This is a genomic window from Rhodococcus sp. GQ147 (assembly GCF_059759155.1).
In genome coordinates, this window is sequence record NZ_JCAXDU010000010.1 from 89,174 (window position 1) to 101,964 (window position 12,791).

Here is a 12,791-nt window from a genome sequence, read left to right on the forward strand (position 1 = left end):
GGGATGGGTGGTGCCGTCAGGTGATGGTGAGTCCGCCGTCCACGGCGATGGTCTGACCGGTGACGTAGGCGGCGGCGTCGGATGCCAGCCAGACTGCGGTGGCCGCGATCTCCTCGGAATCGCCGGTCCGGCCGAGGATGATTCGCTGCTTCATCGAGTCGAGGTATCCGGGCTGGTATTCGTCCGTCATCTCCGTCCGGAAGAAGCCGGGTGCGATGGCGTTGACGCGGATTCCCTTGCGTGCTCCCCACTGCTGCGCGAGGTCGCGCGTGAGGCCGATGACGCCCGCCTTGCTGGCCGAGTACGCGGCCTGCGGCAGGCCTGCCGTGGTGAGACCGAGAACCGACGAGATGTTGACGATCGAGCTACCGGGCTGCATCACACGGCCGACGGCCTGTGCCGCCCAATAGGATCCGTTCAGGTTGATGTCGATGACCTGCCGGAACTGCTCGGGGGTCTCCTTGGTGGCGGGCACGGCGGTGCCGATACCGGCATTGTTGATGAGGATGTCCACCCGGCCGAGTTGCTCGACCGCATGATCGACCATGCGCTGCGCCTGTTCGGGATCGGCGATGTCGGTCTCGACCGTGACGGCCTGCCGTCCGGCCTCCCGGACCAGCGCGGCGGTCTCCTCGAGACGGTCGAGGCGGCGTGCGGCGAGCACGACGTCGGCCCCTGCCTCGGCCAGCCCTCGGGTGAATGCGACACCGAGGCCCGAAGAGGCACCGGTGACGATGGCAACGCGGCCGTCGAGACGGAAGCGGTCGAGCACGGACATACGTCATCTCCTCGCTGTGACGGGGCCTACAGGAACTGTATAGCCGACCGCCTTCTCATCCACCAAACAGCCTGTATCCAATTTGATTGGACAGCACTGCCTTTCAGAGCCAGTTCCTATTCTTCTCTTCGGCGGATCCTATGTTGCCGCGGGCGTTGCAGCGCGGAGAGGACCCCGCGTCGCACCCACCGTTACCAAGTCGATAAGCACTGGCTTATTTCTAAGCGCTCGCTTATCGTGCGATGCCGTAGCGGGCTTGTCAACACCAACCGGACAGAACGGAAGCGCTCTCGTGAGTGATGCATGGGACGACGTCGTCGGCGGATCCAAGGCCGCGGCTCGCATCCGCACGGCCGCGATAGACGAGTTCGCGGAGCACGGCTACGGCGGCACCACGACGCGCCGGATCGCGGCGCGACTCGGCATGAGTCCCGCCGCGATGTATCCGCACTACGCGTCCAAGGAGGAGCTACTCTTCGCCATCGCCTACGAGGGACACGCCCTCGCCCTGCAGGTCGTCGAGAACGCTGACCGCCCCGATGCCGAGCCGTCCGTTCGGCTCGCCTCCGTCATCGGCCGCTTCGCCGCCTGGCAGGCGGAGAACCACCGATGGAGCCGGGTCATCCAGTACGAGCTGGCCGCGCTCGACCGCGAGCACTACCGCACGATCGTCGGACTACGACGGCAGACCACGCAGGTCGTGCGGGGTGTCGTGGACGACGGCCACGTCTCGGGCGAGTTCACCCTCCCGGATGCCGAAGGTGTCACTCTCGCCCTGATGTCGCTCTGCGTCGACGTGTGCCGTTGGTATCCCTCGGGCCGCTACGACGACGCCGCGACGATCAGCGACCTGTATGCCGATCTTGCCCTGCGTCTGGTCGGTGCCGTGCGTTAGCATCGTCGCCACCATCGGATCGGGGGGATCTACGTGGGCAGGGGGATATCGCGCCGCCGTCGACTCCTCGAGACGCGAGAGCATCGAGGGGGAGCTGTCGTCCATGTCCACGAATGACAACGTCGTCGACCGACTACTGGTGTCGCTCGGGGTCGACGCCCCAGCCCCCGACTCTGTCGCCCGCCGGCAGTCCAATTACGACGCGCTGGCCGCGCGTATCGACGCGGGAGTCGATCCCGAATACATCGCAGCATTCGAGAACTTCCACGGCATGGAGCATGCCGACATCCACCGGCTCGCCCAGAGCATCAATCCCGTCGCGATGACCACCCTGGCCACCGAATGGGCCGAACTCGGAAAGGGTTTCAGCCTCACCGTCGCGTGGGGAACGCTGATGATCCGCAAGCTCATCGGCCAACACTGGGAGGGTCCGGCGGCCGACGCCGCGATGGGCGCGACGGTGCGATTCGGCGAATCCGCACAACAGTTGTCCGATGCCGCACGCGCGACGTCCGAGAAACTCCGTATTGCCGCCGACGTCGGCGAACGGGTGCGAGCGTCCGTGCCTCCACCCACGGTGATTACGTCGTCGGTGCTGTACGCGCTCGATCCCGTCGCAGGTGCTGCTGCCGCCCGCCAGGAGGAAGCCGTTCGCGCCCAGGCCGTGCGGGTGATGGAAGCCCTCTACAAGCCGTACTACCGCGATTCCGGCACGGCGGTTCCGGTCCTGCCCTCCCCGTATGCCGCCACGACGAGTCGCGCCACGGAAGCATTCGTTCCCCAGGGTTACAGCACACCAGGTGTCGGCGGCGCCCGGACCGCCGGCGACCCGACGGGAATCCCGGGCGGGGACGGAGAACGTCCGGGTGGGCAGCCCGCCACGGAAGCGGAGAACCGTACGGACGCACCGTCGTCCGGTGAAGGCACGGACGGCCGGGCGGAAGGTACCGATTCGGCAGGTGGCGTGGGTTCGAACGAGTCCGCAGCGACCACTCCTGCATCCACCTCCCCGGCCGCGGGCGGCAACTCCGCGAGCCCGACCGGTCAGTCGTACGGTTCGCCACCCTCCGGGTCGGGCGGAGGTGTCGGCGGTGGCCTACCGGGCGCCGGGGGGGTCGGCTCTGCGGGCGCATCGCCCGCGGCGGGTCCCGCTCCGCTCGTCGCCGGAGCTGCGCCCGCCGGTGGTGTCGCCGGTGGGCCCGGTGCCGCCGCAGCGCGGGGTGCCGGCGCCCGTCCGTTCGGCATGATGCCGGGAATGATCCCGCCGGCCTCGTCCCGCGGCGACGAGCAGGACAAACGCGCGGCCGGTTATCTCGTCACCGGTGAGAACGGGAACGAACTGATCGGGTCGCTGCCCGACACCGCCCCGCCGGTTCTGGGGGCCTGAACGCTATGGACCGGCATCTCACACCCGACCGATTCCTGGCGGCGTGGACCGCCGCGGGCGGCGACGAGTTCCCCTTCCCACTGCGTTATCGCACCTCAGCGATATGGGAGGACGAGCACGCCGCGAACCTCCAGGCCGCCCGCACGTGGCTGCACGAGACACCCGACCCTGCCCTCGACGACGCGATGCGGATCCTGCTGATCGGGGAGGTCGCGGTGGAGGTCTACGGCCGCTCCACCGACCCGGCCTACGAGGTCTTCGTCCGTGCCGCCGCGACCGGCGAGCAGGCCGTCCTCGCCCGTCAGGCGCCTGCCGCAGGCGACATCCGCATCACCACGACCACCGACCTCGCGGGTGCGATCCTCGGGCACCTTCCGGTCGTGGCAGCGGGCCGCGAACACGCACGCACCGCCTCGAGCCGCGACGTGCTCGAGCCCTCCGAGTTCGGCGCGGTCCGGCGCCCTGCGGGTGGTACGCACGCAGAGTCGTTGCGCCGGTTGCTGCGTCGCGAGCGCACGGCCACCGGCAGTATCCGCGTCCTGCGGTACTCGAATCCGGGGTACACGCCCGTCGCCGACATCGGCTGGTTCGACGTCGTGGGCGACGGCCGGTATCTCTTCGTCCCCGGTCCCGACCTCCGCGTCGCACCGGGCACCGTCGACGCTTTCGTCCGGGAACTGTCGGCGCAACTGTCCCGGATGCGCAGGCCCTCGCACGAGGGTCGGAGCGGCGTTCTGCGACGCCAGTGATCCCTTCCCGAAGCGGCCGTTCGTCTAGGCTGGCGACATGACGGACCGGGACCGCACACCCGACGGCAGGCCGCAGAACGCGCGTCCGCGCGACGCCCTGGGGCGTCCGTTGCCGCCGGGCGAAGAAGGCGTCGAACGTGTTCCCGAAGACCTCGATCTGGATGTCGAGGAGACCATCGCCGAAGGTCAGCGTCTCCTCGACCACGGTTTTCCGTTCCATGCCCACGAGGTCTTCGAGGCGATGTGGAAGAAGGCGCCACCCGAGGAACGTCCCCTGTGGCAGGGCCTCGCCCAGCTCGCCGTGGGGCTGACCCACCTGCTCCGGGGCAACCCCACCGGCGCGGAGTCACTGTTGAAGCAGGGACAGGCACGGGTGCGGCACTACGAGGACGAACCGCCGTACCGGCTCGACATCGACGGCCTGGCGAGTTGGGCCGATCATCTGCTCACCGAGATCGCTCGCGACGAACCGATCCCCGCTCCCCCGACCCCGCGCCTGAGGATGCCCTGATGCCGACACTGCCCATGTTCCCGCTCGGCACCGCACTGCTTCCCGGGTCCGACCTGCCGTTGCGCATCTTCGAGCCGAGATACCAGCAACTCGTCCAGGACTGCACGGCATCGCCGGACGGCCCCCGCTTCGGAGTCGTCCTCATCGCCCGGGGACACGAAGTGGGCGGAGGCGAGCAGCGACACGACGTCGGCACCGTCGCGCGGATCATGGTCGACGCCGAGGTCGGTGCAGGCCGCCGCGAACTCGAATGCATTGCGGAGGAACGCATTCGCGTCACCCGATGGTTGCCCGACGATCCCTACCCCATCGCCGAGGTGGAGCCCTGGCCCGACACCGATTCGGGGCCGGTGGATTTCGCCGCGATCACCGGACCGATGGGCCGGTTGTACGGGGCGCTCGACCGCCTCACGGGTGGCCGTGCTCCGTTGCCTCCCGCCACCACCGAACTACCGGAGGATCCCGGGGCGCGACTGTTCGCGCTCGCCCGGTACGTACCGATGGGCGAAGCGGACCGGTACGCGGTTCTCGCCGCACCGGGTCCGGCCGAACGTATGGCCGTGCTGCTCGAAGCGATCTCTACCGCAGTCGATCTCGCGGAATGGAAGCTGAAGGGCTGAGACGCGTGCGCCCACCCGGTGAGTGGGAACATCTCACCGCCGGTCTCGCGGTAGCGGGCTAGGGTCCGGGACACCGTTCGTCCCCGACCGGAAGGCACCCGATGGACACCGTCGAACAACGGTTGGCCCGACTCGAAGCCCTCGAAGAGATCCGGATGCTCAAGCATCGCTACTTCCGGGCGTGCGACGCCAAGGACCCGGAGGCGATGCGCAGGTGCTTCGTCGCGCACGGCGCCGACATCTACTACGGACCGGCGCTGGGCAGCTTCGACGATGCCGACGCCCTGGTCGACATCTACTCCCGGATCGCTCTGGAACGGGTCGACGACCGCTACGTCGTGCTCGACATGCATCACGGCATGCATCCGAGCATCCACCTGACCGGGTCCGACACCGCGACCGGCGCCTGGACGCTGCGATTTCGGCAGGTGGATCTGCGTGCGCGCACCGAACGGGTCACCGCGCTCGACTACGACGACGACTACGTGGTCGAGAACGGCGAATGGAAGATCTCCCGCTGCCACGTGAAGGTGCTGTGGTCGATCCAGCGGGCTCTCATCGACGACGTGGAAGTGGTGCAGTGATGACAGAAACAAAGGTCGCGCTGGTCACCGGCGCGAGTCGCAGCGTCGGCAAGGGCATCGCGTGCGCGCTCGGCTCCGACGGCTGGACCGTCTATGTCACCGCCCGCGGCCGGGTCGGTGTCGACGGACCACTCGACCGCACCGCGGCGGAGGTCACCGAATGCGGGGGGCACGGCATCGCCGTGCAGTGCGACCACCGCGACGACGCGCAGATCCACGAACTCTTCCGCCGGATCGCCGACGAGCAGGATTCCCGGCTCGACCTGCTCGTCAACAACGTGTGGGCGTCACCGCCGGGATTCGCGGGATTCTCGGAACCGTTCTGGAAGCGCCCGATCAGCGACTGGGACAGCTTGATCGGCGTGGGTCTCCGCGCGCACTACGTCGCCTCCGTCGAAGCCGCGCAGCTGATGGTGCCGCGCAACAGCGGGATGATCGTCAACATCTCGTCGTTCGGCACCCGCGGCTACCTGCATTCGGTGCTGTACGGCATGTCGAAGGCGGGCCTGGACAAGATGGCCGCCGATATGGCCGTCGAACTCCGCGGCACCGGGGTGACCACCCTGTCGCTGTGGCCGGGGCTGGTGAAGAACGAGGCCATGCTCGCCCGCGGCATCGACAACTTCGAGGGCTTCTCGCTGGCCAACGCCGAGACACCGGAGTTCATCGGACGGGTGATCGTCGCGCTCGCGGCCGACCCCGAGGTGAACGCGCGCAGCGGTCGCACCCTCATCACCGCCGAAACCGCACTCGACTACGGCATCGTGGACGCCGAAGGCAACCAACCCGATTCACACCGGGACATCTTCGGGGGCGGGCCGTTGTTCTGACGACGACCGCGGCTGTCGGGAGGCGAAGCCAGGGGAGGTTGTGTGCGTCGGAACCGCGGAAGTCGCACACAACCTCCCCCTCGATTCGGCGGCCCGGACGAGGGGTGGTCGGAGCACCCTCGGAAGTCGTGTATGGTTGGACATGCAACGCGGGGTGGAGCAGCTCGGTAGCTCGCTGGGCTCATAACCCAGAGGTCGCAGGTTCGAATCCTGTCCCCGCTACCACCGACCGGCCCGGACTCACACGAGTCCGGGCCGGTTCTTTTGTGAATGCTCCTCGGCCTCGGTACGGCTCCCCCGGCCGCGCTCACCGAGTAGATTTCGCGGCAGAGTCTCTGCAGAGCGGGAGGGTGTGATGGCCAAGCGCGCAACCGTCGCCGATCGACCACGAACTCCCCGCTGGCTCCGGCCCACGATCGTCGGTGTTCTGCTGGCCGTCGCCTTCTATCAGATGTCGGGCTGGCTCTTCCACAATCTGAAGGGTTTCCTCGGCCTGCTGTTCCTGGCGTGGTTGTTCAGCATCACCATCGAACCGATCGTCGACCGCCTCGAACGGTTCGGGATGCGTCGCGGTGCCGGCACCGGCCTCGTGCTGTTCTCCCTGATCGCACTCACCATCGGGTTCTTCGCGGTGTTCGGCACGCTCCTGTTCGACCAGATCGCCCAGTTGCTCACCACACTTCCGGATGCGCTCACACGCATCACCGATTGGGCGAACCGCACCTTCGACACCAACTTCAAGACCGGGGACGAACTGTTCAAGATCACGCCCGATACGGTTCGCGATCTAGCGCAACGGTTCACGCCCGGTGTCCTCGGCGTCCTCAGCACTCTGGTCGGTGCCCTGTTCCAGATCCTGACGATGCTGCTGTTCGTCTTCTACATGTCGGCCGAGGGGCCGAAGATGCGCCGGACGATCGCGAGCTGGTTCCCGGCCCGGCAGCAGCAGCTGATCGCGAACGTGTGGGAGACCTCGGTGGAGAAGGCCGGCGGCTATGTCGTCTCCCGGTTGATCCTCGCCGCCGCGGCGTCGATCTTCACCGGAATCTTCTTCCTCATCATCGGGGTTCCGTACTGGCTGCCCCTCGCGATCTGGACCGGGGTGGTCTCGCAGTTCATCCCCACCCTCGGCACCTATCTCGCGATCGGGCTCCCCGCGCTCATCGCCGCGGTGCAGCAACCGCTCGACGGCGTGTGGGTGATTGCCTTCGGCACGGTCTACCAGCAGATCGAGAACTATGTGCTGCACCCGCGCATCACGGCCCGCACGGTGTCGATCCACCCGGCGGTGGCGTTCGGTTCGGTGATCGTCGGCGCCACCCTGTTCGGCCCGGTGGGGGCTCTGGTGTCCGTGCCGGTGGTGGCGATCCTGCAGGCGCTGGCCGAGTCGTTCGGGCACCGCTACGAACTGATCCCGGAGGTGGGTGGAGAGGAACCGGAACCCGACGCCCCGGAGCTCACGGCAGACAACGACGACTACGACTGAGAGACGAGAGGGCCGGGCGTGAGATCTTCTCGCGCCCGGCCCCGTCGTCGTCCGATCAGACGATCAGCTTCGCCGCCGTCGCAGCGACGACGTCCTCGGTGGTCACGCCGGGTGCCGTCTCGACGAGCTTCAGTCCCTCGTCGGTGACGTCGATGACCGCGAGGTCGGTGATGATGCGCTGCACGCATCCACGACCGGTGAGCGGCAGGACGCACTCCTCGAGGATCTTCGGGTCGCCCTTCTTGGTGACGTGATCCATCATCACGATGACGCGCTTGGCGCCGTGGACGAGGTCCATCGCACCGCCCATGCCCTTGACCATCGCACCGGGCACCATCCAGTTGGCGATGTCGCCCTTGGCGGAGACCTGCATCGCGCCGAGGACGGCGACGTCGATCTGGCCACCGCGGATCATGCCGAACGACTGCGCCGAGTCGAAGTACGACGCGCCGGGGATCGCGGTGATCGTCTCCTTGCCGGCGTTGATGAGCTCGGGGTCGAGTTCGTCCTCGGTCGGGTACGGGCCGACGCCGAGCACACCGTTCTCCGAGTGCAGGATGACCTCGACGCCGGATTCGAGGTAGTTCGGCACGAGGGTGGGCATGCCGATTCCGAGGTTGACGTATTGGCCGTCCTCGAGTTCCTTGGCGACGCGTGCCGCCATTTCCTCGCGGGTCAGCCCCTTCTTCGTTGCCTGTGTCATGAGCGCACCGTCCGGTTCTCGATGCCGACCTCGACGGGGCCGACGTGTACGACACGCTGCACGTGGATGCCGGGCGTGTGGATTTCGTTGGGGTCGAGTTCGCCGGGTTCGACGAGGTGCTCGACCTGCGCGATCGTGATGCGACCCGAGGCGGCGGCCGGCGGGTTGAAGTTGCGGGCGCTTGCTCGGTAGACGAGGTTGCCGTGGCGGTCGCCCTTCCAGGCGTGCACGAGCGCGTAATCGGCGACGATGCCGCGTTCGAGCACGTAGGTTTCGCCGTCGAACTCCCGGGTCTCTTTCGGCTGCGACGCGAGGGCGATGCCGCCGTGACCGTCGTAGCGCAGCGGGAGTCCGCCTTCCTCGACGGCCGTGCCGACACCTGCCGGGGTGAAGAAGGCGGGGATGCCCGCACCACCGGCGCGCAGGCGCTCGGCGAGCGTGCCCTGCGGAGTGAGTTCGACTTCGAGTTCACCGGCGAGGTACTGGCGCGCGAACTCCTTGTTGGAGCCGACGTACGACGAGATGGTGCGGCGGATGCGGCCCTTCTCGAGCAGCAGGCCGAGCCCGAAGCCGTCGGTACCGCAGTTGTTGCTGACGGTCTCGAGGTCGGTGGCGCCTTGATCGAGCAACGCGTTGATGAGGATCTCGGGGATGCCGACCAGACCGAACCCTCCGACAGCGATCGTGACGCCGTCGGGGATGTCGGCTACGGCCTCGGCGGCGGAGGCAACGACTTTGTCCATGTGTGCCACGATACCCTCAGGTGTACGTCATGTGAACTCCCGTCCGCAATGCGAACAAATCCGCGTAGGATCGTTGCGCACGCAGAACGGCCGCACTAGCCTGTTCGCATAGCGTCCATCCGTCCACATAGCGAACGTTTCGGATCGGAGGTCCGTGTCCCCCCCATCCCCCGACCCCGGATATCGGGGTCCGCTGTTCGATCCCGTCTTCGGCGCGGACGAACTCGGCGTCGCCCTGTCGGATCGCGCGTGGATCGGTGCCCTGCTCGACGTGGAGGTCGCGCTGACCCGCGCGGCCGCCTCACTCGGCCGTGTCAAGAACACCCACGCCGACGCCGTCGCGACAGCCGCGGCCTCGCTCGCCGAAGAACTCGATCCCGCCGACCTCGGTCGACGGTCCGCGGCGGGGGGCAACGCCGTCATCCCCCTGGTCTCCCTGCTACGCGAGCGCGCCGACGCCCCTGCGCGCGCCGTGCACGTCGGCGCGACCAGCCAGGACGTGCTCGACACCGCGCTGATGCTGCTCGCCCGCCGCGCAGGAGGGATCGCCCTGGCGAACCTGCGCTCCGCAGCCGACGGCGCAGCCCGCCTCGCTGCCACCCATCGCGAGACACCGATGGTCGCGCGCACGCTCGGCCAGCAGGCACTGCCGACCACCTTCGGCGCGCTCGCCGCCGGCTGGCTCCTGTCCCTCGACGACGCCGCCGGCGCACTCGACCGCATGTTGTCCGCCCTACCCGCCCAGTACGGCGGAGCCGCCGGCACGCTCGCCGCCGTCCATCCCGACGGTTTCGCGTTCGCCGACGCGGTCGCCGACCTGCTCGGGCTCGCGCGTCCCGTCGCGCCGTGGCACACCGCCCGCACCCCCGTCACGACCCTCGCGGGCACACTCGGTGTCGCCGCGGGCGCGGTCGCGAAACCCGCCACCGACGTCGTACTCATGGCGAGCACCGAGTTCGGTGAGGTGAGCGAGGATGCGCCCGGCGGTTCGTCGGCCATGCCGCACAAGCGCAATCCCGTCGCGGCGATCACCGCGCGCGCCGCTGCCCGGCGCGTTCCCGGTCTCGTCTCGACGATCCTGTCGTCGACCGACCACGAGTTCCAGCGGGCCGCCGGCGCCTGGCACGCCGAATGGGAGACCCTCGCCGACATCCTGCGCCTCACCGGCGGTGCCGCGCACCAACTCTCGACGAGCCTGAACGGTCTGCACGTCCACACCGACGCGCTCGACCGCAATCTCGCGCTCACCGGAGGGGCGATCCTCGCCGAGAAGGTCACGGCCGCACTCGCCGAACACACCGACGACGCCCGCTCGATCGTCACCGATGCGGCGGTCGCCGGTAGGTCGCTCGACGAGGATCCCGCCATCACCGCACACCTCGACCCGCAGGACGTGCGCGAACTTCTCGATCCCACGCGCTATCTCGGCCATGCCGCAGACATCGTCGATCGCGTTCTCGCCCGTCACGACAGCACGAACCGAACCACAGGAGATGCCCGATGACCGTCACGCTCAACTACGAACAGTACGGCGACCCCACGAAGCCGACCGTCCTGTTCCTCGGTTCGCTGGGTTCGGACCTGTCGATGTGGGGACCGCAGATCCACGCCCTGGCGACCGACTGGAACGTCGTCGCGGCCGACCATCGCGGGCACGGCGCATCGCCGGCGCCGTCCGGTCCCTACACGATCGAGGAACTCGCCGGTGACGTCGTCGCCCTGCTCGACTCGCTCGAACTCGGCGCCGTGCACTACGTCGGCCTGTCGCTCGGCGGTGCCGTCGGGCAGTGGCTCGCGGCGCATCACCCCGAGCGCGTGCGCACGCTGACGCTGCTGTGCACCTCGCCGGCCTTCCAGCCCGCCCAGCCCTGGTACGACCGGGCGGCATCGGTCCGCAACGACGGCCTGGCCTCGATCGCCGATTCGATCGTCTCGCGGTGGTTCACTCCCGAACTGGCCGAACACGATCCGGAGCTCGTCGCCCGCCACGTCGAGATGGTGAAGGGCACCACCGACGAGGGCTACGCCGCGTGTTGCGAGGCACTGGCGACCTGGGACGGCCGTCCCGACCTCGCCCGGATCGTCGCGCCCACCCTGGTGATCGCCGGTGAGCAGGACCCCGCCACCCCGCCATCGACGATGCAGCAACTGGCCGACGGAATCGCCGACTCCACCTTCCACGTCCTCTCCCCCGGCGCACACCTCGCCAACGTGGAGCAGGCAGGACGGGTCACGAAGCTGATCCGCGAGCACATCTCGTCGCGCGTCACGCCGTCCGCCGCACACCGCACCGCGGCGTTCGAGGAGGGTCTGCGGGTGCGCCGATCCGTCCTCGGTGACGCACACGTCGACCGGTCCATCGAGTCGGCCACCGAATTCACCCGGCCCTTCCAGGATTTCATCACCCGCACCGCGTGGGGAGACATCTGGGCGCGTCCGGGTCTGGACCACCGCACCCGCCGGCTGTTGACCCTCGCGATCCTCACCGCGGTCGGCAACGAGCACGAACTCGACATGCACATCCGTGCAGCCCTGCGCGCCGGGATCGATCCCGACGACCTCGTCGAGGTCTTTCTGCACACCGCAGTCTACGCGGGTGTCCCCAACAGCAACCGGGCATTCGCGCTCGGCAAGCAGGCACTCGCCGACACCGAGGGAGGTGCGGGCTCGTGAGCACTCCCGACGTCACCGCCCCCGAGGTCGTTCGCGAGAACCCCGGGGCGTCGCCCGATTACGTACAGTCGCTGGCACGTGGCCTGTCGGTCATCAAGGCCTTCGGTGCGCACGCCCAGCGGCAGTCGCTCTCCGACGTCGCCCGCGCGACCGGACTCACCCGCGCTACTGCGCGCCGATTCCTGTTGACTCTCATCGAACTCGGTTACGTCCGCACCGACGGATCCCAGTTCTGGCTCACCCCACGGGTGCTCGAACTCGGCTACAGCTACCTGTCGGCACTGACGCTGCCGGAGGTCGCGCGACCCCATCTCGAGGCGCTCGCCGAGAAAGTCAAGGAATCGACCTCGGTGTCGGTGCTCGACGGCACCGACGTCGTCTACGTCGCACGAGTTCCCGTCAGCCGCATCATGACCGTCACCATCACCCTCGGCACCCGTTTCCCCGCCTACGCGACCTCCATGGGACGGGTACTGCTCGCCGGTTTGAACGACGACGAACTCGACGCCTACCTCGCGCGCGCCGAATTCGCTCCCATCACCGGCAACACCGTCACCACCGCCGAGGAATTGCGCGCCGAGATCGCCACGGTACGACGCAACGGATACTGCATCGTCGACCAGGAACTCGAGGAGGGCCTGCGCTCGCTCGCCGCGCCCATCCGCGATGCGTCGGGAACCGTTGTGGCGTCGGTGAACCTGTCGACCCACGCGGCCCGCTACCGGATGGAGACCGTGCACGACGAGCTCGTCCCGGCGTTGCTCGCCACCGCCGGAGCGATCTCCACCGATCTCGCCCGCACCCAGACCCACCAGTGAACAACCCCGATCGA

General features: G+C 68.3%; 14 protein-coding genes and 1 tRNA gene. 12 read left to right on the forward strand and 3 right to left on the reverse strand.

Going from position 1 to position 12,791, the window contains the following annotated elements:
- Window positions 1-16 precede the first annotated feature (16 nt).
- Complete coding sequence (locus tag AC6CID_RS13370) at window positions 17-778, reverse strand: SDR family NAD(P)-dependent oxidoreductase (RefSeq protein WP_024102324.1); 762 nt, start codon at window positions 776-778, stop codon at window positions 17-19.
- Window positions 779-1,070: 292 nt separating this feature from the next.
- On the opposite strand from AC6CID_RS13370, the gene AC6CID_RS13375 reads away from it, so the two are divergent.
- The 9 genes from AC6CID_RS13375 (at window position 1,071) to AC6CID_RS13415 (ending at window position 7,840) form a co-directional block, all read left to right on the forward strand.
- Window positions 1,071-1,673: a TetR/AcrR family transcriptional regulator gene (locus tag AC6CID_RS13375; protein WP_039584224.1), complete on the forward strand. Its 603-nt coding sequence runs from the start codon at window positions 1,071-1,073 to the stop codon at window positions 1,671-1,673.
- 103 nt (window positions 1,674-1,776) lie between these two features.
- Complete coding sequence (locus tag AC6CID_RS13380; protein WP_072740450.1) at window positions 1,777-3,060, forward strand: PPE domain-containing protein; 1,284 nt, start codon at window positions 1,777-1,779, stop codon at window positions 3,058-3,060.
- Between the two features lie 5 nt (window positions 3,061-3,065).
- The gene (locus AC6CID_RS13385; RefSeq protein WP_039584226.1) at window positions 3,066-3,809 is read left to right on the forward strand and encodes an ESX secretion-associated protein EspG; all 744 of its coding nucleotides are present in this window, start codon (window positions 3,066-3,068) and stop codon (window positions 3,807-3,809) included.
- A gap of 37 nt (window positions 3,810-3,846) precedes the next feature.
- Window positions 3,847-4,320 (forward strand): DUF309 domain-containing protein, encoded by a 474-nt coding sequence (locus AC6CID_RS13390; protein ID WP_006553195.1) that lies wholly within the window; start codon window positions 3,847-3,849, stop codon window positions 4,318-4,320.
- Window positions 4,320-4,940 carry an LON peptidase substrate-binding domain-containing protein gene (locus AC6CID_RS13395; protein ID WP_039584228.1) on the forward strand — a complete coding sequence of 207 codons (621 nt, stop codon included), beginning with the start codon at window positions 4,320-4,322 and terminating at the stop codon, window positions 4,938-4,940. Before AC6CID_RS13390 ends, AC6CID_RS13395 begins: the two co-directional genes overlap by 1 nt.
- A gap of 101 nt (window positions 4,941-5,041) precedes the next feature.
- Window positions 5,042-5,524, forward strand: a complete 483-nt coding sequence (locus tag AC6CID_RS13400; protein ID WP_039584229.1) for a nuclear transport factor 2 family protein — start codon at window positions 5,042-5,044, stop codon at window positions 5,522-5,524.
- A complete protein-coding gene (locus tag AC6CID_RS13405; protein ID WP_039584231.1) occupies window positions 5,524-6,354 on the forward strand; it encodes an SDR family NAD(P)-dependent oxidoreductase in 831 nt (276 codons plus the stop codon). Before AC6CID_RS13400 ends, AC6CID_RS13405 begins: the two co-directional genes overlap by 1 nt.
- A gap of 148 nt (window positions 6,355-6,502) precedes the next feature.
- Window positions 6,503-6,579, forward strand: a tRNA-Met gene (locus AC6CID_RS13410).
- A gap of 130 nt (window positions 6,580-6,709) precedes the next feature.
- A complete protein-coding gene (locus AC6CID_RS13415; RefSeq protein WP_019288228.1) occupies window positions 6,710-7,840 on the forward strand; it encodes an AI-2E family transporter in 1,131 nt (376 codons plus the stop codon).
- Window positions 7,841-7,895: 55 nt separating this feature from the next.
- Here the strand turns inward: AC6CID_RS13415 and AC6CID_RS13420 are convergent, their stop codons facing one another.
- Window positions 7,896-8,543, reverse strand: coding sequence for a CoA transferase subunit B (locus AC6CID_RS13420; protein ID WP_019288227.1), 648 nt, complete (start codon window positions 8,541-8,543; stop codon window positions 7,896-7,898).
- Window positions 8,540-9,286: a CoA transferase subunit A gene (locus AC6CID_RS13425; protein WP_006553189.1), complete on the reverse strand. Its 747-nt coding sequence runs from the start codon at window positions 9,284-9,286 to the stop codon at window positions 8,540-8,542. The genes AC6CID_RS13420 and AC6CID_RS13425 overlap by 4 nt, the downstream gene beginning before the upstream one ends.
- A gap of 154 nt (window positions 9,287-9,440) precedes the next feature.
- Between AC6CID_RS13425 and pcaB the strand changes: the two genes are divergently transcribed.
- From pcaB to AC6CID_RS13440, 3 genes are read left to right on the forward strand one after another with little or no spacing between them, the layout of a single operon-like run.
- Window positions 9,441-10,790 carry a 3-carboxy-cis,cis-muconate cycloisomerase gene (gene pcaB / locus AC6CID_RS13430; protein ID WP_498354062.1) on the forward strand — a complete coding sequence of 450 codons (1,350 nt, stop codon included), beginning with the start codon at window positions 9,441-9,443 and terminating at the stop codon, window positions 10,788-10,790.
- The gene (gene pcaDC, locus AC6CID_RS13435; protein WP_033097462.1) at window positions 10,787-11,959 is read left to right on the forward strand and encodes a bifunctional 3-oxoadipate enol-lactonase/4-carboxymuconolactone decarboxylase PcaDC; all 1,173 of its coding nucleotides are present in this window, start codon (window positions 10,787-10,789) and stop codon (window positions 11,957-11,959) included. Before pcaB ends, pcaDC begins: the two co-directional genes overlap by 4 nt.
- Complete coding sequence (locus AC6CID_RS13440; protein ID WP_006553186.1) at window positions 11,956-12,777, forward strand: IclR family transcriptional regulator; 822 nt, start codon at window positions 11,956-11,958, stop codon at window positions 12,775-12,777. The genes pcaDC and AC6CID_RS13440 overlap by 4 nt, the downstream gene beginning before the upstream one ends.
- Window positions 12,778-12,791: the final 14 nt, after the last annotated feature.